We start from the raw sequence: 26,775 nt of genomic DNA, 5'->3' as shown, positions 1-26,775 counted from the left end.
AACGAAGAGACTGGGGGAAATGGTTATGTCTACACCAACGGGTTTTATGGAATTTAAACGCCAGCTTCCGGGTGATCGTAGTCCTGCGGAGCGGATTAAAGATTGGGAAGAGTTCCACAAACATATGTCTGAAGAAGAACTTCGTACACAAGGTGCCCGCTGCATGGACTGCGGAACGCCATATTGCCATACGGGAATCGACATGCTTGGCGGAACATCCGGCTGCCCGGTGCACAATTTGATTCCGGAGTGGAATAATCTTATATACCGCGGCCTTTGGAGAGAAGCGCTGGACCGTCTGCACAAAACCAACAATTTCCCCGAGTTTACGGGCCGTATTTGTCCGGCGCCTTGCGAAGGGTCCTGTACGGTAGGTTTGATAGGACAGCCTGTAACGATCAAAACGATTGAAGAGGCAATTATCGAAAAAGGGTTTGAAGAAGGCTGGGTCGTTCCCGAGCCTCCTGCACATCGCACCGGCCGCCGGGTAGCGGTTGTCGGCTCCGGTCCTGCCGGACTGGCCGCAGCAGCTCAGCTCAACAAAGCCGGTCATCTGGTGACGGTTTACGAGCGTGCAGACCGTGTCGGAGGGCTCCTTACTTACGGCATTCCGAACATGAAGCTGGAGAAAAGCGTGGTTGAACGCCGCGTGAAGCTGCTGGAAGCCGAAGGCATCACGTTTATTACGAACACGGAAATCGGCAAAGATATTCCGGCTCAGCAACTCGTGGATGAATACGATGCCGTTGTTTTGTGCGGCGGAGCGACGAAACCCCGCGAGTTCAACATCGAAGGCAGCGATTTGAAAGGTGTCGAATATGCAATGCCGTTCCTGAACGGCACGATCAAGAGCTACCTGGACAGCAACCTTGAAGACGGCCAATATTTGTCCGCCGAAGGCAAAGATGTGATCGTGATTGGCGGCGGCGACACTGGCTCTGACTGCGTAGCAACCGCTTTGCGTCACGGCTGCAGCAGCGTAACCCAGTTCGGTACCCATGCGAAAGCACCTTTGGAGCGCGACCCGATTCAAAACCCTTGGCCGCAGTTCCCTAACGTTTATACTTTGGATTATGCACACCAGGAAGCCAAAGCGGTATTTGGCAACGATCCGCGTGAGTTTTCGATTATGACCACCAAATTTGTTGGCGACGGAAACGGCAACCTGAAAGAGCTGCATACGATTCAAATCGAACGGATCGTAGACGAAACGGGCCGCAAAATCTATCAGCCGGTTCCAGGCACGGAGCGGGTTTTCCCGGCTCAGCTTGCTTTGATCGCCATCGGGTTTGACGGACCGGAGCAAACGCTGGCCCAGCAGCTTGGTTTGGAAACCGACCGCAGAACTAACATCAAAGCGAAATACGGCAAGTTCGTAACCAACCATGAAAAAGTATTTGCTGCCGGCGATATGCGCCGCGGCCAAAGCCTCGTGGTTTGGGCAATCAACGAAGGCCGCGAAGCCGCCAAAGAGGTTGATAAATTCCTGATGGGCGCTACGGTGTTGGCTTAAGTTTGATACATTGGCTTAAACTCGAAACACTGCATAAGCCTGAAACAAATGAGGCCTATTTCATTTTCATTGAAGCTCGAAGCCCGTGTTCTCTGAACGAGAATGCGGGCTTTTTTGTTTCTCTCGTTTGTCAGACTCAAGCCTCTCAGGACAACCATTCCAAAATTATGGTATAATAGCCATATTGGTAGAAAAGGACTTTCGCCGATTTGCTCTTAGGCAGGCGGAGGTCCTTTCTTTCGCGAGAGAAAGGGGAATGGGTTTGAAGACGCTCGTAATCGCAGAGAAACCGGACATGGGACGGACAATTGGCAGGGTGATAGAACCCCGCGCCAAAAATAACCGAGTCTATCTGGAGGGCGATAATTACATCATTACATGGGCGATCGGCCATCTGCTCGAGCTGGCGGAGCCGGATGCTTATGACCCGAAATACAAACGCTGGAATTTTAACGACCTTCCGATTCTGCCGGAGCAGTTCAGGATCGTGCCGAATCCGAAAACGAAAGACCAGCTGAAGACGATTGCAGAGCTGGCCAAACGCTGCGACCGTATCGTCAACGCCTGCGATGCCGGGCGGGAGGGGCAGTATATTTTTGCGCTGATTCAGCAGCAGCTTAAATTACGGCAGCCGGTGCGACGGCTGTGGATTTCCGATTTGACATCCGAGAGCATCGCTCAAGGCTTCAGCAGCTTAAGGGACGGGCATGAATTCGATAACCTGACGATGGCCGCGAGAGCGCGGAGCGAAGCGGACTGGCTGGTGGGCATGAATGCCTCGAGAGCTTTTACGACCAAACACCGCGAGCTGCTGTCGGTAGGCCGGGTACAAACGCCGGTGCTGGCGCTGATTTATGACCGGCAGATCGAAATCGAGAAATTTGACTCGCAGACTTTTTACGAAATTAAAGCCGTGTTTCAGCAAGGAGAACGTTCTTATACAGGCACTTGGCAGGGAGAGCGGCTAACGGATGCCGAGAAAGCGGCGGCGATTGCCGAGAAGGTGCGCAAGCAGCAGGGGCGGATCACCCAATATGAAGTGAAGGACACGAAAGAATATCCTTACAGGCTGTATGATTTGACGCTGCTTCAGCGGGAAGCCAACGCGAAATACGGTTTTTCGGCCAAAAAAACGCTGGATATCGCGCAGGCGCTGTATGAGCGTCACAAGGTGATCACTTACCCGCGTACGAACTCCAACTATGTGACGGAACAAAACATCGACGGCATGCAGAAAACGCTGCAGATGCTGAAATCGTCGCCGTACAAAGAACTGGCCGATGGCGCTGAGCCCGGCCGGGTCAATAAAAACAACAAAGCGGTCTGCAACCCGCAGCGGGTGGAGGACCACCATGCGATTTTGCCGACGCTGAAACGCCCGTCTGCCCTCAGCAAAGAGGAGCAGCAGATTTACGATCTGGTGATCCGGCGTTTTCTGGCGCATTTCTATCCGCCCGCGGAATACAAGCAGCATACGGTGTTGACGGTCGTCCGGGACGAAACCTTCAAAACGAATGTAAAAGAGCTGCTGTCTCTGGGCTGGAAGATTTGCCAAACGGATGACGGGAATGCTTCAGGCTCTGGCTCAGGCTCACGGAGCCGCAAGAAAAAAGACGACGAAGACGAGCAGGAGGAGGAGCTGGTAAGCGAACCTTTTTCCGTCGATCCGGAGCAGGACGTCCTCTGCAAAAAAGCCGACGCCAAAGAAAAGGCGACCAAACCGCCCAAAGCCTACACGGAAGGCACGCTGCTGAAGGCGATGGAGAGCGCGGGCAAACAGCTGGAGAACGATGAGCTGCGCGAAGTCATGAAGGATGCGGGACTTGGCACACCGGCCACCCGGGCTGCCACGATCGAACGGTTGAAGAAGGTCGGTTACATCGTGATGCAGGGGAAAAAAATCACGGTCACGCAAAAAGGCCGCACCGCCGTCGAGCTGATCCGCCATGCGGGCGTCGAGCTGCTGACCTCGCCGGAAATGACGGGCCAATGGGAGCGCCGTCTTTACCAGATCTCGCGTGGGGAAGCGGAAGCCGAAAAATTTATGGAAAACGTCAAACGGTTCACCGTTTCCATCGTGGACAAAGTCCGGGTACAGCAGAAGGCGGATGCTTCTTTGTTTGAAGGGCAGCAGAAACAGGCCAAAAAAGTCCGCAGTCCCCGCGGCGGCGCTTCTTCGTCTTCCGCCGGGGCGAAAACGCGCAGCTCCCGGGGAACCGGGGGCGGAGAGGCAGGAGAGGGAGTCCCGGCTTCCGTTCCCGCTGCGGCCGGGAGTCTGGCGGGCGGCAGCCGGTCCGGCTACAGCGAAAGCGGAGCAGGCATGACGGCGACGGCCGTTCGGCGGTCAGGAAATGCTGCTGCTGCGACAAATGTGGCTTCGGGTGCCGCTTCAGCCGGCAAAATGCAGGCCGCAAACGCTCCTGCAGAGCGTGAAGTGCTCGGCGAATGTCCCCGCCAGGGCTGCGGTGGCCAGCTCATCGAAGGGCGTAAAGGCTACGGCTGTACGCATTTCAAGCAGGGCTGCGGGTTTGTCGTCTGGAAGGAATTTGGCGGAAAAACGATATCCAAAGCGATGCTGAACGCCCTGCTCCAGAAAGGGCGAACCCAGCTGCTGTCTTTTAAACCGGAGACAGGCGCGGAATTTAAGGCGCGGATCGTTCTCTCGGATCGTTCAACCGGAAAGCTGGAGTTGGAACGGGAATAGGACCGGGTTGGAATTCTCTTGGCAGAATTATCGGAGCGGAATTCTTTTTAAAGTGGCCCTTCCTTATGGATGTAACGTCCCAATTAAAGGGTAAGCTATATATTAAGATAGCGCAGCAAGGAGGTCCTTATGAAAAGGGAGACGGCCCAAGTGCCTTTCGGATATGAAGCGCCGGTGCGGACGGTTAAAGGCGTGCTGGTGTTTTACGACAGCTTTGATTCCGGGGAGGAAGAAGAATTGGAGCAGAAGTTGGCGGCGGCCCTGGAAACGGCCCGGCAGCGCTTCTTCTCGAAGCTGGTGTTGTACCCGCTGCATGAAGAAACGTTAAGACGGATGACCAAAACCCCGGCTGCTCCTTACCACAAAAGGGAGAAGATGCTGATTGGCTGGAAGCAGGAGTTTGGCAGCTCGCTGGTCACGCTGGAGAGCTGGGAAGGAAGACGCAAGAAATATACGCCTTTCGAGGCGGCGGTCCGCCATCTCGAGGAAATATACGGCGGGCCTCTCTTTCTGTATGTAACGCCGGAAATGGCCAACCGTTTGGCCGGTTATGATGCTTTTAAAGAAGTGATCAAGCGGATCAGGCTGATTGTTTCCGCCGCTCCCGAAGTACCGCATCCGAACCTGGAAAAGTTTCGCAGCCGCTGGGACATAGCGGGGGAAGCGAGTGCGGATTAAGATGGATACACTGGAGAAACCTCGAAAAACGGACCCTTAAAGGGTCCGTTTGTGTTTGGCGGTCATATTTTTTGCGATGACATCGGGAACTTCCGTCAATGACGAAATTGTATACAGCGTTGTATCTTTGGCCGGTTTCAGTTCAATGATGTTATAAACCCATTCATCGGGCTGTTTGAGGTAAATGCTGTTAATGCCGGCTTTGACGGCGGGTTCAATATCCGTACGGAGACTGTTGCCGATCATCCAGGTCCGGCTGCGGTCAAACGAGTGAAGGGAGATAATCTCCTCCAACGCTTCGAAGTTTTTATGCTGGCGGATATAGATCCGGTCTCCAAAATAGGTATCCAGCTTCATTTGATCGATTTTTCGCTGCTGGATCGCGGTTTCGCCTCCCGTATACAAATACAGATCATGACCTTGGGCCTGCAATACGTCGAGTGTTTCAATCATGCCAGGATAAGGTTCGACGAGCTGATCGTATACGCTGAGCCCCAGCTTTGTAATCCGGGCCTCTTCGATTTGATTGGCCGGATGGCCAAGCAGGGAGGCGAAATAGCGGTACGTTTCCACCATCGATTGAGGAAAGTGATGGCTGGCAAAGCCCACCTGGTGAACGCCGGCCACATCGATTTCCACCTGCTTGGCCCGGATTTCCTGGGCAGTCAGCTTATCCTTGCCCAGCAAGGCCTGAAGCGCAAGCGTAAATTCATCCAGCACCGCTTCGAAATATTTATTGCAATAAATCAATGTATCATCGAGATCAAAAATAATGTGCTGATGCAAATGTGGTTTGTTTGACATGGTAGGCACTCCTTTTGCTGCTGCGTCTAGTCCGAAGTTGGGTTAACTGATGCTAATTATACCTGAATATAGGATTCAAGAAAAATTTGGAGATCCGAAATGCCGTCCTCCCGCAGGCTGTAGGTCTCGTGCTGATCTTCCTCCTGATTGACCTCCAGATGGATGTGCAGCAAACCGGCCACGCGGAGCAGCATCAGATGGTGGGTCATATGATCGGCCATTTCCGGGAGACTTTTTTTCATCTCCGAGATGGAGAGGGGGCCGTTTTCGGAAATGAACCGGAGCAGGTTCAGCCGTTTCGGTTCCGCCAGCGCTTTGGTCAGGCGAAGCAGGATGTTTGGCGGCTGTCCTTCTTGTTCGGGAAATTCCACCGGGTATTGCAGCATAAGCAGACGCTCGTAAAAGCAATATGTATTTAGAGGTCTAAGGTGCAGAGTGGGAAGAAGCACAACCTCATCTATCGGAAGATGGTCGCCGACCAGGATGCCGCTTGTAGACAGCTCTATTAAATCTATAGGATCCATTTTGCTTTCCAGCGTTTTCTTCTCCAGCACGTCTTCCCGGAGATAGTGTTCGTGCTCCTGCTCAATAGCTTTAAAATAACGTTCATACCAGATGCGCAGCAGCGGGACGTAACGGGTCCTGACAAAATCAATGTCTTCGGCCTTTAGATTAGGCATTAGTTTTAAAACTTCGCCATGGACTGGCCCGGCGTCTCCGTGTTCCAAATGATCCAGAAAATCAGGGATCCGCATCTTCGGTTTCCTTTGAATGGCCCAAGCTAAGAGAAGATCTACATTAAAAAATGGCCAGCTCGCGGCTTCAGCTAATTTATCGTTTTCCTGCCGGGTCAATTTCTTTCTGGATTCGGCCACCCATTCATGTCCCAGGTCCAGGTTGTTGATCCAGCGGGAATTGGTGAAAATAATGAAGCTGTTCAGGAATTCATAGATCGAAGATACGTCCACCCTTACTTTATAGGCCATGATTCATGTACCTCCCAGGATGAATTGAGAAATAACTCGTGTTCAACAATCCTTCCGTCCTTATCCATCTTTGCATGATAAGGATTCGAATGGTTATTTATTTCCATTATGGCTTGTTCATTTCTTGCTTGTCCACTATAATATTGAGGTTTGAAATATTTTTGCCGGGCCATTTGCTTGCCGGGGTCCGGATGGCAATAAACGGAGGATTAACAATGACATCTTGGTTTACGGCTTTCAGGTCCAGATTCGGTTCAAAGGGCGATTCTTACGGTCCGATCGCCATTTTGATTTCAGTAGTGGTCGTAGCAGGCTTGAGCCAAGGTTTGCTGCTGCCGGTATTATCTATTTTTATGGAAAAAAGGGGGATTCCCTCCTCGGTTAACGGCTTTCATGCCGCAGCCCTTTACATCGGATCCTTTGCGATGTCGATCACCGCAGAGCGGATACTGAAGGCATCCGGTTTCAAAAAACTGCTGCTCGGCGGTTTGATCGCCGTTACGGCCGCGCTTCCGTTATTCCCGCTGACTTCAAACCTGTCGCTTTGGTTTGGGCTCCGCCTAATCGTCGGCATGGGCGACAGCGCCATTAATTTCGCGGCCCAGCTTTGGCTGCTGCTGGTAACGCCGCCGAATCAGCGGGGAAAAATCATTTCGCTTTACGGCATGTTTTACGGCTTAGGCTTCAGCTTTGGACCGCTTGGCATCAAGCTGCTGCATTTCGGCAGTATGACGCCGTTTGCTGTCCTTTCGGTTTTTTTTCTGCTCCTGGTCTTCATTATCATTTTCAGGCTTAAGGATACTCATCCGGCCCGCCAGGAATCCCATGAAGAGAAGAGCGGCCGCAGATACGCTAGGGTTTATTCCCTGGCCTGGTTTGCGCTGATTCCAGCTTTGCTGTACGGCTATATGGAAGCGGGCATGAGCGGGACTTTCCCGATATACGGCCTGCGCATAGGGATGACTTCAGGAGAAATCTCGACGCTGCTTCCGTTTTTCGGAATTGGCGGACTTATCCTTCAATTGCCGCTGGGTTTGCTTAGCGACCGGATCGGTCGGAAAAAGGTGCTGATGGCTGCCGGACTGCTCGGCGGGCTGCTGTTTCTTGCCGTGCCGCTTACCGGAACGGCGTTTTGGCCGCTGCTGATCCTTTTCATGCTGGCGGGCGGGCTTGTCAGCTCGTTTTTCTCGCTGGGACTCGCTTTTGCGGCGGATATTCTGCCGCGCAGCCTGCTGCCTGCCGCCAACGTGGTCGCTTCCTTCCATTTCAATCTGGGCAGCATGGTAGGGCCGAATGTAAGCGGCGCGCTGATGGAGACCGGTTTAACAAGCTCGCTGTTTCTGCTGCTGGGATCCGGATACCTTTTGTTTGCCTTGTCCGGATTCCTTTTTAAAGGTAACAAACCTGAAACCCCTTAAACGGCTTTGCCCGCTGGATTTTATGTCCCGTTTCCCCTACACTAAAGGTTAGGGAGTTACGGTTGCCAAAAGTCAAAAGGAGATTGGTCGATGTATAAAGTAGCTGGCTTGACAAAACATATGACTTCAGAAGGTAAAATGGTTCTGGACAACATTTTTCTGGAATTTGGAGAAGGGGAAATGATTGGCGTAGTAGGACCGAGCGGGAGCGGCAAAAGTACGCTGCTGCGCTGTCTGGCGCTGCGCACGCGCTGGAGCAAAGGGTCTTACACGTTCAGGGGAGAGGACCTTATTTCCGGAAGCGGAGGCGCTTCTATAAAAAATAAATCCAAATTTGCTTATCTCGAACAAAACCCCCAGCTGAATCCGAATAAAACCGCCCATAAAAACGTGCTGATCGGACAGGTCGGCCAGACGCCTTGGTGGCGACGGCTGACGGGAATGGTCCGTTCCGACGATTATATGGGGGCCATGGACGAGCTGGAGCGTTTCGGACTGCTGGATAAAGCCAAAGTCCCGGCCGGCAAGCTTAGCGGCGGGGAGAAGCAGCGCACTGCCATCTGTATGGCGCTGGTGCATGGCGCCTCTGTCATTACGGCGGACGAGCCGGTGGTCGGACTGGATCCCCATTCCGCCGACAATGTGCTGGATACGCTGAAAACCATCTGCCAGGAACAGCGCAAAACGGTCATTGCCGCGCTGCCGATTGAGCTCGCCGAACGCTGGTGCACCCGGATCTGGGGCATTGCGGAAGGCAAGCTGGTGCTTGACGTTGCGGGCAGAAGACTGACCGGCAGCGAGAAGAAGCTGATCTAGCATGAAAAGAGTGATGCGGTTGAAAGGCAGAAACAGGTTTGGCATTTTGCTCCTGGGTGTATTGATGTTGGTGCTGAGCGGCTGCGATCTGGACTTTGATCCGAAAGCGTCCATGAAGGCTCCGCAGCTGACCTCGGATAATGAATCGCTTAAAAGTGTGGTGAACCAGTATCTGGCTCAATTGCCGAGCGGAGGCACCCTCATACGTCCGACCGATGACGGAACCACCAGCCTGATCCGGGTCGTGGATCTGGATAATGACGGGCATAACGAAGCGCTGGTTTTTTATGAAACGCCTGATGATCCCGTCCCGATCCATGGTGTCGTGTTTGTCAACAAAAACGGAACCTGGTCGCCTCAGGCCAAAATCGACGGCGAAGGCCAGGTGCTGGAATCATTGAGACTGGCGGATCTGACGAACGACGGCAAGGTCGACATCATCGCCGGTTACTCCAGCGGGGAGCAGCAGGTGCAGAAGGGGTTGTCCGTTTATTCTTTTGCTGACGGCAAGCTGGAGAAAATCCTTGTGGAGCTGCCTTACAGCTATTATGTGGTTAACGATTTGAATGCGGACGGTAAAACGGATCTATCGGTCGTTTATTTCAAGAAAAACGAGTTTTCCAGTGTGATGACCTTCCAATATGACGGCAAATCCTTTGAGCAGCTCGATAAGCTGGATCTGGATTCGAACATAAATGGCTACTATAATATGGTGACCGGAAAAATAACGTCCGACGGCGAGCAGGGGATCATGCTTGATGTTTCTTTGAATGCCGCTGGCAATTCGTCGTATACCCTTGTGATTACGATGAAAGACGGCAAGCTCGTTCAGGTGCTGGGGCAGGATCAGACGTACAAGGATGACCGGATTCCGAGCGGCGACGTCAACGGAGACGGCATTCTGGAATACGGGCTGCTACAGAAGCCGGCGGGCTGGGACGGTTTTTCCCTTGAAGACATTCCTTGGCTGTATAATTATTATCAGGTCGACAAAGCCGACAAACCGGTATGGGAGGAGTTCCTCGGGTTGCCGATTCCGACGGATTTGATCGGCAAGGTGACCATCGATACGAAATCGATTAAAGACCAGTACATCAAATTTATCAGAACCGACAACGGGCATACGGTGCTGGAAGTCAAATATTTCACTTTATCCCAGTGGGACCGCATGAAGCAGGACTGGAAGCTGCTGGAGCGCACCAGCGACCGGGTCATCGGATACCGGGGCTTAAACACCGCTTCCAAAACCGGCTGGGGGGAACAATAGAATAAAGATCGGAGAGGAAGGTTAACAGCAGTGAGCAAAGTTTTGATTTTGGAAGATGAAGAATCGATCCGCAGTTTTATCGTGATCAATCTGAAGCGCAACGGCTTCGAAGTGCTAGAGGCGGCCGACGGCTATGAAGCTCTGATCAAACTTACCACGGTGCCGGATATCGACATCGCTTTACTGGACGTTATGGTGCCGGGGATCGACGGCTTTGAAGTGTGCCGGAGAGTCAGGGAGACGAATGAACGGATCGGCATTATTTTTCTGACGGCAAAAGTCCAGGAGCAAGACAAGGTTTACGCCTTGTCCGTCGGAGCGGACGATCATGTGAGCAAGCCGTTCAGCCCTACCGAGCTGATCGCGCGGATCCATTCGCTGCTGCGTCGCGTGAACGTTTACCGGGAAAGCAGCGCTAAGGTATCGTTTACGTCGGGGCCTTTTTCACTGGACCTGATCTCCAAGCAGTTCAAGAAAAACGGTCAGCTTCTGGAGCTGACGCCGACTGAATTTTCGCTGATACAATATTTCCTTGAACAGGAAAATACGCCGCTAAGCCGGGACGTGCTGCTTGATCATGTTTGGGGCAAGGATTATATGGGCGATCCCAAAATCGTGGACGTGAATATCCGGCGGCTGCGGCAGAAAATCGAAAGCAATCCGTCCGAACCCGAATACCTGCAAACGGTTTGGGGTCACGGCTACAAATGGAAAGGCGATAGTAAATGATCAAAAAAGGCATCGGCCGCCAGATCGTCATGCATTATTTCATCGTGGTGTTTGTTACGCTGCTGTTAGTTGAAGTTATTTTTATGTTTGCGATCCGGTCTTATTATTACAACAGCATAAGCACCCACCTGGAGAACTACGCGGCTTGGGCATCGGACTATTTCCAAAAATACGTGAAACAAAACGAAGAGGACGATTTGAGTTATTTGCCGGATATGATCCAGACCTTCAAGCTTGTGAACACCGAGGTGGAGATCGTAAACGGCGACGGGGTTGTGCTGACCAACAGCACCGACTTCCAGGTCGATAAACCTGTGCAGACCAGCGATGTGCTGCAGGCCAAGGCAGGCAACATCAGCAAATGGATCGGCAGGCAGCCGGGGACCGGGGAGCTGGTCATGGCGGTTTCAAGCCCGCTGAAGGAGAACGGCACCAACAAGTTTATCATCCGGTACGTTACTTCACTGGAGCTGGTCAATGAGAAGCTGCTGAACATTACGCTTTTGTCCATCGTGATTGGCCTGGTCGTGCTTGCGGTTGTCCTGCTGTTCAGCATGGGTTTGGCTAATTCGATCGTGAAGCCGATCAACAATATCCAGGCCGTTTCCTCCCAGATGGCAAAAGGCAATTTCGACGTCAGGGTGAAGGGCGACTATGCTTACGAACTTGGTGAGCTGGCCGCCACATTAAACTTTATGGCACAGGAAATCGTCCGGAGCAATCAGATCAAAGACGATTTTATCTCCTCGATCTCCCACGAGCTGCGCACGCCGCTGACCGGCATTAAAGGCTGGAGCGAAACGCTGACCATGGGCGGTTTTGACAAAGATGAAACGGAAATCGGCATGAAAATCATCTCCAAAGAAACCGACCGGCTCATCGGCCTGGTAGAGGAAATGCTGGATTTCAGCAAACTCCAGCAGAACGAGATGAAACTGGTGATCGGCAGCGTCAATATTACCGAGCTGCTGCAGGAAATTATGCTGAACGTCTGGGCAAAAGCGGAACAGAAGCAAATTCATTTGAAGCTGGAAGGTGAAACGGACGAACCCGTTCTGGTTTCTGGGGATGCCAACCGGCTGAAGCAGGTGTTCCTTAATCTCGTGGATAACGCCATTAAATTTTCGCACGAAAATTCAGTGATTTACCTGAGGGTAACCAAAGCGGAAGAGACAGCTGCGATCAGCGTTAAGGACACTGGAATCGGCATCAGCGAAGAAAACCTGCGCAGAGTCAAGGATCGTTTCTTCCAGGTGAACCATCAGGGCGGGGGGACCGGTCTCGGACTGGCCATAACCCAGCAGCTGGTGGAGCTTCATAAGGGTACGATTTCTATGGAAAGCGAGCTTGGGACGGGAACGACGGTACAGGTTACGTTGCCGCTTATGAAGCAGGATGAGGAAATGCCCGCAGGCGTCCAAAATCCGGATGAAGCTAAAGAGATTTAAGAATAGGGAAGCGGGGGGAGCGAATCATGTCCTCGGAGAAACATAGGAGCGGCTGTTTGCAAGAGCAAGAGCTTTTAAACGTTTCCGGCAAAACCTTTAGGCTGCTCCAGGCCACCCCGGCCGAAGCCGAACAGGTGCGGGCGCTTCTAACGGAAGCGGCAGCCTGGATGCAGGCACAAGGGATTAACCAATGGAAACCGGAGCAGTTTACGACAGCCGAGGTTCTGACTTATTTTGAACAGCGGGAAGTGTTTATTGCCTTGGATGGCGAAACGCCGGCCGGGATGTTCACGCTCCAGCATTCCGACCCGTCTTATTGGAAGTTGAAGGACGATCCGGACTATTATTATTTGCACAGGTTGACCGTTAGTGTTCCTTTTCGTCAATATGGTCTCGGCCAGGCTTTCCTGGAATGGGCGATGGGGAAAGCGGTTAAAGCGAACAAAAAAGGGCTCCGGCTCGACTGCAGAAGCATCAGCGAAGGGTTGAACCGGTATTACCAGAGCCAGGGTTTTGTTTTTAAGGGAACCTCGGAGCAGAAAGACCATCTGGCTAATTTATATGAACGCCGAAGTCCAGGTTTAAGCTAATTTCCCAGGGACACGGTGCAACGAACTTTTATTTTTTCATGTAAAAAAACAGCCGGCTACTTATAGCCCGGCTGTTTTTTATGTTAAAATAGGGAAGATTAAGAGGACATTCCTCCAGCGCGCAGCGCCGTATTGTCATAAACTTCTTTGAGCAGCCTGGAAGACTGCGAACGAACCGGCGGTTTGGCCAGCACCGTTTCACCGGGGCCGATCACGACCACCTGGTCAGGAGTGCCTTTGATAATGGCTCCGTCTTTAATGGTTGCGCCTTCCCCGATAATCGCGCATTCGACCAGGACGTTGCGTCCGATTTGCACATTTGGCATAACCACGCTGTCTTTCACTTTCGTAAATCTGCCGATAGAGGTGCCGCCGAAGACAACGGATCGCTCCGCATAACCTTCCAATGCACAGTTGTCGTGAATCATCGAGCTTTTAGCCGGAATTCCGCTGTGTTTGGAGGATTTCAGGCTGGTGCTGCACTCATTGGTATACATCGGCCAAGCTTCGTTATGAAGCTGCCAGTCGCTTTCTTCGCAAAGCAGATCCATGTGGGCTTCCCACAGGCTGCCAACCGTACCCACGTCTCTCCAATATCCTTTAAACGGATAAGCTTGAAGGGTTTCTTCGCCCGCCAGCATTTTAGGAATTACGTCTTTGCCAAAGTCATGACTCGACTTATCGTTTGCGGCGTCTTCAATCAAATGCTGTTTCAAATAACTCCACTTGAACAAATAAATGCCCATGGAAGCCAGATTGCTCTGCGGTTTCTCCGGCTTTTCTGCAAATTCCTTAATTCTATATTCATCGTCAGTAACCATAACTCCGAAACGGTGAGCTTCCTCCCAAGGTACAGGCATTACGGAAATCGTGGCAGGAGCATCCGATTGGATATGTGCTTCAAGCATTTCGCGGTAATCCATATGGTAAATATGATCGCCGGACAAAATCAGCACATTCTCCGGATTTTGGCTGTCGATATAATCTAAATTTTTATAAATGGCATCAGCGGTTCCCAAATATTCGTCTGCACCGTTTTGATTGGCGGGAAGCAGCGCGATGCCTCCATTTTCATTGGTCCCAAGTCCCCAAGCAGTTCCGTCTCCGATGTGATTATGCAATGAATCAGCTTCATATTGCGTTAGAACGCCGATCGTATCAATGCCGGAATTGACGCAGTTGCTGAGAGGAAAATCGATAATTCGATAACGGCTGCCGAAAGGCACCGCCGGTTTTGCTTGGCTGGACGTGAGCGGAGAAAGTCTGCGGCCTTCTCCCCCCGCAAGCAGCATGGCAATGCATTGTTTATTACTCATGTCGTTTCCCTCCCGAATTTGTTTTTGTCAGTGTAGTACATACATAAACGAGATATACTGATGTTGAAACCATTTTACTTTGGAATGATTTGAAAAATTACAAAATTAATGACAGCATGTTCCTTTTCCTTTTCAATAATTATGAATAGGGGTAATAAAGAACATATATCATCATTTTTTTATTAATGGAGAATGGATGTGATGAGGTGTCGGACATGGCCGCAGATAACCACGCAGTAGCGATTTCACCACAAGATATTTATTTGTTCCACGAAGGAACTTTATATCGCAGCTATCGTTCGCTCGGAGCTCATCTGACCGTTGAAAATGGTCTTAGCGGCGTCCGCTTTACCGTTTGGGCACCGCATGCCAGCCATGTCGGGATTGCTTCGGATTGGAACGGTTGGAGGGGAGAGAACGACTCCTTATATAAGATACCCGAATCCGGGTTTTGGAGTCGTTTTTTCCCAGGAATCGTCCAAGGAACTTTTTACAAGTATGAAATTACGGGTCCGGACGGACGCGTGTTTTTGAAAGCTGATCCCTATGCTTTCCATGCCGAAGTGAGGCCGAACACCGCATCGGTTGTGGCTTCGATTGAAGGTTATCGCTGGGGGGACGGCACATGGAGGCGGAAGAACCGGATTCCGTACCGGAAACCGCTTAATATTTATGAAGTGCATTTCGGGACCTGGCGGCAAAAAGAAGGCGGCGAATTATATTCGTACCGCGAGATGGCAGAGGTATTAATTCCTTACGTCAAGGAAATGGGGTATACCCATATTGAAATTATGCCGCTTACCGAACACCCTTACGATTTGTCCTGGGGTTACCAGGCCACCGGCTATTTTGCGCCGACCAGCCGCTATGGCAAGCCGGAAGACCTGATGTATTTTGTAGACATGTGCCATCAGAACGATATTGGCGTTTTGCTCGATTGGGTCCCGGGTCATTTTGCTCGCGACGATCATGGTCTGAGATTGTTCGACGGAACCCCGCTGTTCGAATACAGCGACCCGCTAAAGGCGGATAAACCCGGCTGGGGAACGCTGAGCTTTGATTTTGGCAAACCGGAGGTTCGCGCTTTTTTGATTTCGAACGCCCTTTATTGGATGGACGTGTATCATTTTGACGGACTTCGGGTGGACGCCGTGACCAGCATGCTGAAGCTGGATTTTGAGAAAGGCGAAGGGCAATACCGGCTCAATGAGTTTGGCGGCACCGAAAATCTGGAGGCAATCGCTTTCCTTAAAGAACTGAATCTGGCTGTCTCTAACCATTATCCGCACGCCCTGATGATGGCCGAGGAGTCCAGCGCTTGGCCGATGGTGACCCGGAGCGTTGAAGAAGGCGGACTTGGGTTTAATTACAAATGGAATATGGGCTGGATGAACGACACGCTCGCTTATGTGGAGACGCCTTTTTGGGACAGGCCTTCCAAACATAACCTGCTGACCTTTCCAATCGTTTATGCTTATTCCGAAAATTATACGCTTCCTCTTTCGCATGACGAGGTCGTGCACGGCAAAAAGTCGCTGCTCGACAAAATGCCGGGGACGTATGAACAGAAATTTGCAGGGCTTCGTGTGCTTCTTGCTTACCAGCTGACTTCTCCGGGCAAAAAACTGCTTTTTATGGGAGGAGAGTTTGGACAATTTATTGAATGGAAAGACCAGGACCAATTGGACTGGTTCCTGCTGGATTACGATTCCCACCGGCTGATGCTGGAGTATACAAGAGCCTTAAATCATTTTTATTTGCGGGAAAACGCGCTTTGGGAGCATGATCACGGCATGGACGGCTATCAATGGCTGACGCCGCACGATGCCGGACAAAGCGTCATTGCTTTCTTGCGAAAAGGGAAAAAAAGCGGAGATACGCTGCTAGTCGTCATCAATTTCCAGCCGGTTTACCGCGAGCGTTACCGGATCGGCGTTCCGAAAGCCGGTGTTTACCGCGAAATTTTCAGCAGCGAAGATTCCCGCTTCGGGGGCAGCGGAACGCCCAATGGCAGCCCGCTCACAGCCGAAAAGGTCGAGTGGCATGATCAGATCCATAGCATCGAGCTGAAGCTGCCGCCGTTAAGCGTGACGATCTGGAAAAAAACGGCTTCCGCCGCAGACGGAAAAACCAAACCTGAAACCGAGCCGGCCAAACCCGCTAAATCTGCAGCTGCCGGTACAAAGAACGATACAAAGAAACGTGCCCGTACATCCTCGGCAGGGGTTGAATAACACTTCCGGTAATGAATATGGGCAGCGAAAACAGCTTGATTTTATTCAAAGGAGAGAGTGGTATGAACCTATTGTTTGCCGCAGCAGAAGGAACGCCATTTGTGAAAACGGGCGGTCTTGCCGACGTAATCGGGGCGCTGCCCAAGGCTTTGCTGAAGGAAGGACACGATATTCGGATCGTCATGCCTAAATACAAAACGATTCCCGACCGCTTTAAGCAGGAAATGGTTCATTTGGGGACCACCAGCGTTTATGTAGGCTGGCGCGAGAAGTATTGCGGGGTCGAAATGCTGGTCTTTGAAGGGATTAAAGTTTATTTTGTCGACAATGAGGATTATTTCGCACGGGACGGCATTTACGGCTATGGAGACGATGGAGAACGTTTTGCCTACTTCAGCCGTGCGGTGCTTGATGTGCTGCCGCTGATCGATTTTAAGCCGGACGTCATCCATGTCCATGACTGGCATTCGGGCCCGGTTCCGCTGCTGCTTCGCCATCATTACAGACATAATCCTTTTTATGCCGACATCAAGACGGTTTTTACCGTACATAACCTGCTTTATCAGGGGATTTTCCCTTATGAGGTGTTAGGCGATTTACTGGGCCTGCCGGACAGCTATTTCACTCCGGAAGGCGTAGAGTATTACGGGAATGTGAATTACATGAAAGCCGGTCTTGTTTTTGCCGATCATGTAACGACGGTCAGTCCGACCTACGCCCAGGAAATCCAGACATCCTTTTACGGATACGGGCTGGACGGGCTGCTTCGTTCGATCAGCGGGCGGCTGTCGGGGATCGTAAACGGAATAGACACCAAGCTGTATAATCCGGCGACGGACAAAGCTTTGCCGGTGACCTACCGCAGCAATTTGTCCAAGAAACGCGAAAATAAAATAAAACTTCAAGAGGAGCTAGGCCTGCCGGCAGCCCCGGACATCCCTTTGGTCGGCATGGTAACCCGCTTGGTGGAACCTAAAGGGCTGGACCTGGTTCTTCGCATACTCGATGAGCTGCTTTATTTTGATGACGTGCAGGTTGTGGTTCTGGGAACCGGAGATCCTGCCTATGAGCAGTGGTTCCGTGAAGCCGCCAATCGCCAGCCGCAGAAGCTTTCGACCCAAATTCTGTTTGATGACGGTCTGTCGCGCCGGATTTACGCCGGTTCGGATATGTTCCTGATGCCGTCCAAATTCGAGCCCTGCGGGATCAGCCAGCTGCTGGCGCTTCGCTACGGGAGCATCCCGATCGTACGGGAAACGGGCGGCCTTAACGATACGGTCCAAGCGTATAATGAGTTTACGGGCGAAGGGAACGGCTTCACGTTTACGCATTATAACGCCCATGATTTGCTGTATACGCTGCGCCGGGCGGTTCATTTTTACCATCTGCCGGAGCATTGGAAGAAAATCACTAAAAACGCTTTCGCCGGGGATTACAGCTGGAGTGTTTCCGCCGCGGAATACGAAGAGATTTACCGCCGGGTCACCGGATTATCGTAATTTAACTAAACCATTCATAACAAGAAAAAGGCCGATCGGATTCCCCGGTCGGCCTTTTTCAGTGCAAGAACATCATCAGGCTTTTATTTTACGGTACAAAATGCGGTAACCAAACGGATCCAGTCCGATATTCATCATGCCATCGTTAGGCTCCACCACTTCACCCGTGAGGGCGTCCCGCCAGTCGGTAGTTTCCATCGGGTGACTGAGGACCTGATATTCCTGCGTATTGTTCATCCAAACGGTGAAGTGGGTGTGATGATCCGCCCGCTCATAAATAAGGCAGGGATTATCGGGTTCGGCCTGAAGAAAACGGAAACGCCCCTTGCGTAAAGCGTCGTATTTCTTGCGCAACCCGATCATCAGCTGATAAAAATCAAATAACTCCCGGTCCTGCCGGGTTTCGTCCCACTGCATCGGTTTGCGGCAATCCGGATCCCCGTCGCCGGTTAATCCGATTTCATCGCCGTAAAAAATGCAAGGGGTCCCGATATAGGTAAACAGAAAAACGACCGAAAGCTTAAGTTTTCTTTTGTCCAGCCCCAACCGGGTCAGCAGACGCGGGGTATCGTGGCTGCAGAGCATGTTGAAAATCACTTCATTGGTCTGCTGCGGGTAACGCATGAGCAGAGAGCCCATCGAATTCGCAAAAGCATAACCGTCCATCCCCCCGTTAAAAAACTCCAGAATCTTATCCGAAAACGGATAGTTCATGACGGAATCAAATTGATCGCCTTGAAGCCAGGTCAAGGAATCGCTCCATACTTCGCCTACGATATAGGCTTCAGGGTTGGCGTTTTTTACGACCTTCCGGAAATCCCTCCAGAAATGATGATCGATTTCATCGGCGACATCCAATCGCCAGCCGTCCAGCTCGACTTCCCGGATCCAATAGTCGGCCACCCCCAGCAGGTAGTTTTTGACTTCCGGGTTGGAGGTGTTAAATTTGGGCATATTAGCATAAAATCCGAAGGTATCGTAGGTAGGAAAGCCGTCTTTGATCCGAAGCGGGAACTCGTTGACATGGAACCAGTCTTTGTAAGGGGAGTATTCGCCTTTTTCCAGCACGTCCTGAAAGGGAGGGAACTGTTCGCTGCAGTGGTTGAACACGGCGTCTAAAATGACGCGGATTCCCCGCTCGTGACAGACCTTGACGACCTTTCTCAGCAGCTGGTTGTCACCAAAATGAGGATCTACTTGTTTATAGTCCACGGTATCGTATTTGTGATAAGAGGGGGAAGTAAACAGCGGCGTAAAGTAGATGGCGTTAATGCCCAGTTCGGTTAAGTAGTCCAGATGATCGAGAACGCCCTGCAGGTCACCGCCGAAAAAATTATCCACCTTCGGTGTGCTCCCCCAATCTGCCGTTTTAACCGGGTCATTGGACGGATCACCATTGGCAAAACGTTCGGGCATAATTTGGTAAAATACGGCTTCCTTAGCCCACTCCGGCACTTTAAAAACATCAATTTCATGAATATAAGCAAATTCATAATTACCGCCAGGCGGGTAAGGGGGTTCGGCGTGGATGCCTTTATCGTTGGCGTAAACCGTTTCATCTCCCGAAACCAGCTTAAATAAATAAGATAAACGTTTGAATTTGGGGCGGACCTCGATTTCCCAATAGTCGAATAAATCGTCATGGGCTGCTTTTTCCAGGGAAAGCTCTTCGAATGTGCCGTCCCAATTATATTTGTCGCCGGTCCAAACCGTTACCCGATCAACGTCGTCCCGTTTGGTACGTACTCGCAAATGAATCGTCTCGGGATCATATGCATAGGCCCATTTGTCCCGGGAAACATGATAATAAGCTTCCAGCTGCACCTGATCACCTCCAAGTAGTAGCCATTTATTAACCAATTCCGAGGCATTTTGAAACAAATTTTCAAGTTAGCTTCGGGGATAATTCCATAGAATGTCATTTGACTTTATATGGTGAAAACATTTTACACAAAAACCTTTGCATAACTATACAGTTTGTCCTATAATTAGTCCTGCGTTACAGAATGAAAATGTTTCTGTAAATAACAATTGTTCAATTAGGAGAGAGACACGATGAAGAAAAAATGGGGATTCCTCACGATCTGCCTGCTGTTGTCAACGATGATGCTTGCAGCATGCGGACAAAATAACAATAATTCCGGCGCTGGGGCAAGCGCTGATACAGGCAGCAGCAATACCAGCACGGCACCGGCCGAAAGCACAGGCACAACTGGCGACGGCAGCGGCGGGAAGCTGATTCTCGGGACAAGCGCCGACTATCCGCCATTCGAATTCCACATTAAAGGTTCGGACGGGAACGACCAAATTGTTGGGTTTGACATTGACATCGCCAAAGAAATCGCCAAGGACATGGGCAAAGAGCTTGAGATCAAAGACATGCAGTTCTCTTCCTTGCTGAACGAGCTGAGCAGCGGCCGCGTCGATCTCGTCCTGGCGGGTCTTAGCCCTACTGAAGAACGGAAAAAGCAGATTGATTTGTCGAATGTTTATTACAAAGCTGAGCAGGCTGTAGTGGCTCCTGAAGGCGACAAAGATAAATATGCCACAATGGAATCACTCGAAGGCAAAACAATCGGGGTTCAAACCGGTTCCATTCAAGAAGGCATTGCAAAAGAGATTAAAGGGGCCAAACTGACCTCTCTGGCGAAAATTTCCGATATCATCATGCAGCTTAAATCGGGACGTGTCGATGCCGCCATCATTGAAGCTCCTGTAGCGGCGCTTTATTTAAAGAACGTTGACGGCTTAGCCATTACGGCGGCTAAACCGGTAGTAAATGATGAAGATAACAGCTATGTAATCGGCGTGAAAAAAGGCAATACGGAGCTGTTGAACCAGGTGAATGCTACGCTGGATCGCCTGCAAAAGGCCAACCAGATCGACCAGTTTGTAGCAAACGCCAACGAGCTTGCGGATCAGCAAAATAACTAACGCTTATAAGTTGTTTTTCAAATAACTGCAGAAAATAGCGTGAACGCGCTATTTTCTGTTTTTTTGCGAGAAGCCTTGGCCTTAGTTTGAAGGATCGAAGAAGGTTAGGAAGGAAGGAAACGAATGAAAATATTTGAAATGTTTTGGGATTACCGCGACTATTTCCTCAAGGGGCTGGAATTCACTTTGCTCCTCGCAGCCATTTCGGTTATCGGAGGGTTTATCGTCGGGATCCTGATTTCGCTGCTGCGGATGTCGCGCTGGGCGATCCTGCGGTTTATTGGAACGGCATGGGTGGAAATCCTCCGCGGTACGCCGATGATCGTGCAGCTGCTTATTATCCATTACGGCTTTGCGACGGCTTTTGATATTAAATTTACTCCCTTTGAATCGGGCTGCATCACCTTGATTCTGAACAGCTCCGCTTATTTGGCGGAAATTTTCCGGGCCGGCATTCAGGGCGTGGACAAAGGCCAATCGGAAGCCGCCCGTTCTTTGGGTATGAGCAGCAAAATGACGATGCGCCATATTATTTTGCCGCAGGCGTTAAAAAGCGTCCTGCCGGCCATCGGCAACGAATTTGTGACGATTATCAAAGAGTCCTCTATCGTATACGTAATCGGGTTAGCAGAAATTATGTACCAGACCAATACCATTATTACAATCACGTATGACGGGATGACGCCGTATTTGGTGGCTGCCCTTATGTATTTCGTCTTGACGTTTACGTTGTCCAAGATCTTGAATAAATTTGAAAGGAAGCTGAGCAATCGTGATAAACGTTAAGGGATTGACCAAAAATTTCGGCCAGCTTCAAATTCTGAAAGGCCTTGATTTGGAGATTAAAAAAGGGGAAGTCGTCGTGCTGATCGGCCCAAGCGGCTCGGGGAAAAGCACCTTCCTGCGCTGCCTCAACCTATTGGAGATTCCCACCTCTGGAGAAATCCGGTTTGAAGGCCAGCTGATTACAGACAAGAAATATGATATTAACAAGTCCCGTGAGAAAATGGGCATGGTTTTCCAGCATTTTAATTTGTTTCCGCATAAATCAGTCATCGAAAATATTACGCTTGCTCCGATCAAAGTGAAAAAGAAAACGTCGGCGGAAGCGGAAGGTCATGCGATGGAGCTGCTCAAAACGGTTGGCCTTGAAGAGAAACGGAATGCTTATCCCTCCCAATTGTCCGGCGGGCAGAAGCAGCGGATCGCGATTGCCCGTGCGCTGGCTATGGAACCGCATGTGATGCTTTTTGACGAACCCACCTCTGCGCTGGATCCCGAAATGGTCGGCGAGGTGCTGGAGGTCATGAAGGACTTGGCTGAAAAAGGCATGACGATGGTCATCGTAACGCATGAAATGGGATTTGCGCGCGAGGTCGGCGACCGGATTCTCTTTATGGACGGCGGAAAAATCGTGGAGCAGGGGACACCCGAGGAGCTGTTCGGCCACCCGAAACAGGAACGTACCCGCGATTTTTTAAGCAAAGTGCTGTAACTTCCGGCACTAGCTTAAGAGGTCAATAGATCAGCCGCAAAAAGTTAACAAGTTGTAAAATAGAATTCAACTTTTATCTAGTTCAACTACCAGGGCCCTGAAAAGGGCCTTTTTTTGCGTGCTTTTGTGCTTGCTTTTGGGAAAAAGCCTGATGTAAAGCCAAATCTAAGCGTTATGAACAGAGCTGACATTGTAAAAAGACGGTTCCAGTCAGGAGATTTTTTTAAGTTATAAAGTTAACATAATTAAGGTGATGTAAAATAATACGATGGGATTATTTCGAAATGGTAACAATTGCATGCTCACTGGTTACAAAATTGTGATATATTAGTCTATGTCTTACTTACGAGGCCAGAATCGGCCGCATGGGCCACTGACTAAGGAGGAAATACATAGTGACTATTAAAACTGTGTTAACTGGAAAGAAAAAATCCCTGATTGGCAAAACCGCTGCGCTGGTGCTTGGCATCTCGCTATCCATGCAGTTTGTGCCAGCCGCCTTTGCAGCAAACTATACCGCTAAAGAAGGCGATACTTTTTATCTGCTCTCCCAACGATTTGGAACAACCGTTACTTCTTTGATGAAAGCTAATCCTACCGTGAAACCCACTAACATTTACGGAGGTTTGAAGCTGACGATTCCCGGACAAGCCAAGCTGTCGACAACCGCTAAAGCTTCGGCAGCCGCAGCGAGCAAAAAGGTGACTGCTGCGGATCCAAACGCGCTGAAAGTGATGTCCAACAGCAATGTGGTGCAGGCTTGGGGCAAAACCTTTAATTATTCGAAGACGATTAATGTAAAAGCTACGGCATACTCTTCAGCTGCGGACGAGAACGGCAAATGGGGCGCCGTGGACTATTTCGGCAATCCGCTGGAGCTTGGCACCATTGCGGTGGACCCTAGCGTTATCCCTATGGGTACAAAGGTACTGGTAACCGGGCATGATTTCAACGGCCTGCCCAAAAATGCTTTTGTAGCTACCGCTTCCGACCAGGGCGGCGCGATCAAGGGCAACCGGATCGATATTTTTATTCCGGGATCCAAAAGCATGGTCAACCAGTTCGGCATCCAGGATGTCAAACTTTATGTGCTGGAATAGCGGCTTGAATTCCGCCAAATAACCTTTAGCCATTTTATTATATCGCTAATTCGATTCGCTTCACGCAAAACAAGGTCCAACCGGTGTTATTTCCGGTGGGCCTTGTTTTTTTACAGCCGGAAGGGAAGCGGAAGCTCCATTTTAACCGCTTTGCTTTCAGGCGTATGCAGCAGCTCGGGAACGGTGACGAACTTGTAGCCCCTCGCTTTCAGCTCATCGATGATTTCAGGCAATGCTTCAATCGTGCCGCTTAAATCCGAGCCGTATCCGCCTCCGGCATGCTGGAGCACAATGGATCCCGGTACGACATGCTGCAGGACGTTCCGTTTCACTTCTTCTTTGTTGATCCCTTTCCAATCCAGCGAATCCACGTTCCAGTTCACGATTTTATAACCGTTCCGCCGCGCCCATTTGACTTGTTCCTCATTCACTTCGCCGTATGGAGGACGGATCAGCAGCGGTTTTTTTCCGGTAATCCTGTAAAGGGTCTGCTCGGTTTTCAGGATCTGCTCCTTGAAGGGTTCCAAAGCCAAATTTTTGAGCACCGGATGATCGTAAGAGTGATTGCCGATGGCATGGCCCTGCTGCTGGATGGATTTAATCAGGCCGGGATGTTTTTTCGCGCGGCTCCCCACTACGAAAAAAGTGGCTTTTACCTGCTTCTCCTTTAAAATCTTCAGCACCTGCGGAGTAAACCGGGGATCGGGAACATCATCAAACGTCAAAGCGATTTGTTTGGTTCTGGGTCCTTTGAACTTAAAGGTATCCGCATATTTGCGCCTTAGCTCGGCCAGGGTCAGCGTATGTACTTCGTTTTGCTGAAAAGAAGGGGTATCCTGCTTTCGGTTTTTCTCCCGCTCGGGCTCTGCGCCTGAAACCGGAACGGCAAGCGCGCACAAAAGGATCAGGATGATAACGGCGGCAAAGCGGCTTCGGCACGGCATGGCCTGTTCCTCCTAGAATTTCGTTAGTGATGTTATCTATCCCCAGTTTGCGTCCAAATTATGCTGTCCGTGGCCAGGTGTGACAAGTTTCACAGAATTAGCCCAATAAAACAGGCATCGTTAAATCAACAGCACAACCTAAGGAGGAACTTATCTTATGGCAGCGGCGTTGATTGTGGACAACATCCAGGTGAGCTCCGATATCTTTCAGATGACCGTGCATTCGGGACGAGGAGGCAGGCCTGGACAATTTTTTATGCTGAGGAGTTGGAAAAATGCCCCGCTGCTGTCTCGTCCGATTAGCATCTATGATGCGGGACAGGACCGGATTCAATTTTTGTACCAGGTTGCGGGAGAAGGGACAAAAATTCTTTCTCGGCTTCGCGCAGGCGATGAAATCGGACTTGAAGGTCCGTTCGGCAACGGGTTTCCCGCTGCGGAGGGGAAAGTAGCGTTAGTGGGGGGCGGCATAGGGATCGCTCCATTTTATTATGCGCTCAGGCAGCTGCCCGAAGCCGACGTTTATTTAGGGTTCAGCCGGGAAGCTTACCTGGTTGAAGAATTTAAACGGCTAAGTCCGCGCGTGACGGTGGAGGTGGGCGGATATATAACGGAGCAGGTTGATCTATCGGGGTATGACCGGATTTTCGTCTGCGGCCCGGAGCCGATGATGAAAGCCATGCAGCTTAAAAATGCGGCCGCCGGAACGAGCGGCAAGGTCTATGTATCGCTGGAAAACCGGATGGCCTGCGGCATTGGAGCCTGTCTGGTCTGCAGCGTAAAAACCGCCGGGGGCCGGAGGAAATCCTGCGCCGATGGACCTGTTTTTCCGGTGGAGGAGGTGGTTTTTGGTGAGTGATACAACTTGTCGCATAGCCGATGTGGTTTTTAAAAATCCGATCGTGATGGCCTCCGGCACTTTTGGTTTCGGGAGAGAGTACGCCAGACTTTACGATTTGAACAAGCTTGGGGGCATTTCCGGTAAAGGACTAACGCTGAATCCTAAGGATGGAAATGGCGGCCTCCGCGTTTGGGAAACGCCTTCCGGTATGCTCAACAGCGTTGGTCTGGAGAATCCGGGGATTTCGCGTTTTTTGGCGGAAGAAGCGCCCTTTTGGCAGGGGCTGGATACGGTGCGGATCGTGAATCTGGGCGGGAATACGTTATCGGATTACGCGGAAGGGGCGGCTTTGCTGGAGGAATATTCCCTGAACCATCAAGGGCCCGGAGAAGCCGCTTATGACCTCATAGAACTCAACATTTCCTGCCCGAACGTCAAGGAAGGCGGCATGGCTTACGGCATTCATACGGAAACGGCCCGCGAGGTGGTCAAACTGGTCCGCTGGGCGACAAACCTCCCGCTTGTGGTGAAGCTGTCGCCTAATGCGGAGGACTTGGTGGGCATGGCGGCGATGTGTGAAGAAGAGGGGGCGGACGGCCTCTCTCTGGTCAATACTTTTTCCGCTATGAAAATTGATATCCGCAAACGAACGAGTGTCTTTCGTAATCTGTATGCCGGCTTGTCCGGACCTGCGATTAAGCCGATCGCGCTGCGGATGGTGCATCAGGTGTGCCAGTCCGTTGCCATCCCAGTCATGGGAATGGGCGGCATCAGCTCGGTGGAGGATGTTGTGGAATTTATTATGGCCGGTGCGGAGACCGTGCAGATCGGGACCCACAATTTCGTGAACCTCCGCGCGGGCGAAGAACTGGCTATGGGCCTGGAGGCATTTATGCGGGAAGAAGGCATCCAGTCCTTGGCAGAAATACGGGGGATCGTTAAATAGGGGTTATCTTAATGGGAGGGATTTAGCGATGGGACGGTTTGAGGATTTAAAGTTAAGCGCCATTTGGCTGGGCAGGGATCGCCTGATCGTGATCAGCGGAGGCGAGGCGCACATCGGGGCGGCTTCCACGGCTTATCCGGATGCCGATGCCGGCATCGCTACCCAAACTTCAGGGGTACCCGGCCATAAAGAGCATACGCTGACAGGACGACTGGCCCAATGGATTTCAGGAGAGCTTGGCATCACCGCCGTGGTGGTCATGGGCATTCACTATGACGGGCTTGGGCTCGAAGATATCAAGGAGATCAGCAGGCGAACGGACCGGCTGGTTGAAGAATACCTTGCTGAACATAAACGGGAAGCGACCTCGTTTTCCGAAGATGAGCCCGCTCCTAGTTTATAAGGTCGGAATGGTATGAGCTTTCGCGTTTAACCCCACTTTGTGGGGTTATTTTATACTCAAAGCCGGTATTTGATTGCAATTCAAGATTATTCCCCCTACGATAGGAGTAC

23 protein-coding genes are annotated in these 26,775 nt (G+C 51.0%); 18 read left to right on the top strand and 5 right to left on the bottom strand.

Annotated elements, in window-relative coordinates; translation table 11 throughout:
* Positions 1–25: 25 nt before the first annotated feature.
* The 3 genes from AC3ZPD_RS03645 (at position 26) to AC3ZPD_RS03635 (ending at position 4,895) form a co-directional block, all read left to right on the top strand.
* Positions 26–1,513, top strand: coding sequence for a glutamate synthase subunit beta (locus tag AC3ZPD_RS03645; protein WP_490982915.1), 1,488 nt, complete (start codon positions 26–28; stop codon positions 1,511–1,513).
* A gap of 262 nt (positions 1,514–1,775) precedes the next feature.
* Positions 1,776–4,217: a type IA DNA topoisomerase gene (locus AC3ZPD_RS03640; protein WP_490982914.1), complete on the top strand. Its 2,442-nt coding sequence runs from the start codon at positions 1,776–1,778 to the stop codon at positions 4,215–4,217.
* A 129-nt stretch (positions 4,218–4,346) separates the two neighbouring features.
* A complete protein-coding gene (locus AC3ZPD_RS03635; RefSeq protein ID WP_490982913.1) occupies positions 4,347–4,895 on the top strand; it encodes a hypothetical protein in 549 nt (182 codons plus the stop codon).
* A gap of 36 nt (positions 4,896–4,931) precedes the next feature.
* Here AC3ZPD_RS03635 and AC3ZPD_RS03630 read toward each other — a convergent pair whose 3' ends face one another.
* Both AC3ZPD_RS03630 and AC3ZPD_RS03625 read right to left on the bottom strand, forming a co-directional pair.
* Positions 4,932–5,699 carry an HAD family hydrolase gene (locus AC3ZPD_RS03630; protein ID WP_490982912.1) on the bottom strand — a complete coding sequence of 256 codons (768 nt, stop codon included), beginning with the start codon at positions 5,697–5,699 and terminating at the stop codon, positions 4,932–4,934.
* Positions 5,700–5,755: 56 nt separating this feature from the next.
* On the bottom strand, positions 5,756–6,685 hold the full coding sequence (locus AC3ZPD_RS03625) for an ArsR/SmtB family transcription factor (RefSeq protein ID WP_490982911.1): 930 nt from the start codon (positions 6,683–6,685) through the stop codon (positions 5,756–5,758).
* Positions 6,686–6,900: 215 nt separating this feature from the next.
* Between AC3ZPD_RS03625 and AC3ZPD_RS03620 the strand changes: the two genes are divergently transcribed.
* From AC3ZPD_RS03620 to AC3ZPD_RS03595, 6 genes are all read left to right on the top strand, one after another.
* Positions 6,901–8,103 (top strand): MFS transporter, encoded by a 1,203-nt coding sequence (locus AC3ZPD_RS03620; protein WP_490982910.1) that lies wholly within the window; start codon positions 6,901–6,903, stop codon positions 8,101–8,103.
* A 90-nt stretch (positions 8,104–8,193) separates the two neighbouring features.
* Positions 8,194–8,919: a phosphonate ABC transporter ATP-binding protein gene (locus AC3ZPD_RS03615; RefSeq protein WP_490982909.1), complete on the top strand. Its 726-nt coding sequence runs from the start codon at positions 8,194–8,196 to the stop codon at positions 8,917–8,919.
* 1 nt (position 8,920) lies between these two features.
* Complete coding sequence (locus tag AC3ZPD_RS03610; RefSeq protein WP_490982908.1) at positions 8,921–10,186, top strand: FG-GAP repeat domain-containing protein; 1,266 nt, start codon at positions 8,921–8,923, stop codon at positions 10,184–10,186.
* A gap of 30 nt (positions 10,187–10,216) precedes the next feature.
* Complete coding sequence (locus AC3ZPD_RS03605; RefSeq protein WP_490982907.1) at positions 10,217–10,915, top strand: response regulator transcription factor; 699 nt, start codon at positions 10,217–10,219, stop codon at positions 10,913–10,915.
* Complete coding sequence (locus AC3ZPD_RS03600; RefSeq protein ID WP_490982906.1) at positions 10,912–12,363, top strand: sensor histidine kinase; 1,452 nt, start codon at positions 10,912–10,914, stop codon at positions 12,361–12,363. Before AC3ZPD_RS03605 ends, AC3ZPD_RS03600 begins: the two co-directional genes overlap by 4 nt.
* 56 nt (positions 12,364–12,419) lie before the next feature.
* The gene (locus AC3ZPD_RS03595) at positions 12,420–12,953 is read left to right on the top strand and encodes a GNAT family N-acetyltransferase (protein WP_490982905.1); all 534 of its coding nucleotides are present in this window, start codon (positions 12,420–12,422) and stop codon (positions 12,951–12,953) included.
* A gap of 98 nt (positions 12,954–13,051) precedes the next feature.
* Here AC3ZPD_RS03595 and AC3ZPD_RS03590 read toward each other — a convergent pair whose 3' ends face one another.
* A complete protein-coding gene (locus AC3ZPD_RS03590) occupies positions 13,052–14,269 on the bottom strand; it encodes a glucose-1-phosphate adenylyltransferase (RefSeq protein WP_490982904.1) in 1,218 nt (405 codons plus the stop codon).
* Between the two features lie 215 nt (positions 14,270–14,484).
* Between AC3ZPD_RS03590 and glgB the strand changes: the two genes are divergently transcribed.
* A complete protein-coding gene (gene glgB / locus AC3ZPD_RS03585) occupies positions 14,485–16,503 on the top strand; it encodes a 1,4-alpha-glucan branching protein GlgB (RefSeq protein WP_490982903.1) in 2,019 nt (672 codons plus the stop codon).
* 62 nt (positions 16,504–16,565) lie between these two features.
* Positions 16,566–18,002 carry a glycogen synthase GlgA gene (glgA, locus tag AC3ZPD_RS03580; RefSeq protein WP_490982902.1) on the top strand — a complete coding sequence of 479 codons (1,437 nt, stop codon included), beginning with the start codon at positions 16,566–16,568 and terminating at the stop codon, positions 18,000–18,002.
* A gap of 75 nt (positions 18,003–18,077) precedes the next feature.
* Here the strand turns inward: glgA and AC3ZPD_RS03575 are convergent, their stop codons facing one another.
* Positions 18,078–19,826 carry an alpha-glycosidase gene (locus AC3ZPD_RS03575; RefSeq protein WP_490982901.1) on the bottom strand — a complete coding sequence of 583 codons (1,749 nt, stop codon included), beginning with the start codon at positions 19,824–19,826 and terminating at the stop codon, positions 18,078–18,080.
* Between the two features lie 231 nt (positions 19,827–20,057).
* On the opposite strand from AC3ZPD_RS03575, the gene AC3ZPD_RS03570 reads away from it, so the two are divergent.
* The 4 genes from AC3ZPD_RS03570 (at position 20,058) to AC3ZPD_RS03555 (ending at position 23,531) form a co-directional block, all read left to right on the top strand.
* Positions 20,058–20,936, top strand: a complete 879-nt coding sequence (locus AC3ZPD_RS03570) for a transporter substrate-binding domain-containing protein (RefSeq protein WP_490982900.1) — start codon at positions 20,058–20,060, stop codon at positions 20,934–20,936.
* Positions 20,937–21,059: 123 nt separating this feature from the next.
* Positions 21,060–21,722, top strand: a complete 663-nt coding sequence (locus AC3ZPD_RS03565) for an amino acid ABC transporter permease (RefSeq protein ID WP_490982899.1) — start codon at positions 21,060–21,062, stop codon at positions 21,720–21,722.
* Positions 21,709–22,431 (top strand): amino acid ABC transporter ATP-binding protein, encoded by a 723-nt coding sequence (locus AC3ZPD_RS03560; protein ID WP_490982898.1) that lies wholly within the window; start codon positions 21,709–21,711, stop codon positions 22,429–22,431. The genes AC3ZPD_RS03565 and AC3ZPD_RS03560 overlap by 14 nt, the downstream gene beginning before the upstream one ends.
* Before the next feature lie 479 nt (positions 22,432–22,910).
* Positions 22,911–23,531: a 3D domain-containing protein gene (locus AC3ZPD_RS03555; RefSeq protein ID WP_490983423.1), complete on the top strand. Its 621-nt coding sequence runs from the start codon at positions 22,911–22,913 to the stop codon at positions 23,529–23,531.
* A gap of 110 nt (positions 23,532–23,641) precedes the next feature.
* Here the strand turns inward: AC3ZPD_RS03555 and AC3ZPD_RS03550 are convergent, their stop codons facing one another.
* Positions 23,642–24,475 carry a polysaccharide deacetylase family protein gene (locus tag AC3ZPD_RS03550; protein WP_490982897.1) on the bottom strand — a complete coding sequence of 278 codons (834 nt, stop codon included), beginning with the start codon at positions 24,473–24,475 and terminating at the stop codon, positions 23,642–23,644.
* A gap of 157 nt (positions 24,476–24,632) precedes the next feature.
* On the opposite strand from AC3ZPD_RS03550, the gene AC3ZPD_RS03545 reads away from it, so the two are divergent.
* From AC3ZPD_RS03545 to lpdD, 3 genes are read left to right on the top strand one after another with little or no spacing between them, the layout of a single operon-like run.
* Positions 24,633–25,334 (top strand): dihydroorotate dehydrogenase electron transfer subunit, encoded by a 702-nt coding sequence (locus tag AC3ZPD_RS03545; RefSeq protein ID WP_490982896.1) that lies wholly within the window; start codon positions 24,633–24,635, stop codon positions 25,332–25,334.
* Positions 25,327–26,262, top strand: coding sequence for a dihydroorotate dehydrogenase (locus tag AC3ZPD_RS03540; protein WP_490982895.1), 936 nt, complete (start codon positions 25,327–25,329; stop codon positions 26,260–26,262). Before AC3ZPD_RS03545 ends, AC3ZPD_RS03540 begins: the two co-directional genes overlap by 8 nt.
* 28 nt (positions 26,263–26,290) lie before the next feature.
* Entirely contained in the window at positions 26,291–26,665 is a 375-nt protein-coding gene (gene lpdD / locus AC3ZPD_RS03535) for a prenylated flavin chaperone LpdD (RefSeq protein WP_490982894.1), read from the top strand.
* Positions 26,666–26,775: the final 110 nt, after the last annotated feature.

This window comes from Paenibacillus mobilis, from assembly GCF_058267595.1.
This window is presented reverse-complemented; position numbering and strand designations above follow the sequence as displayed.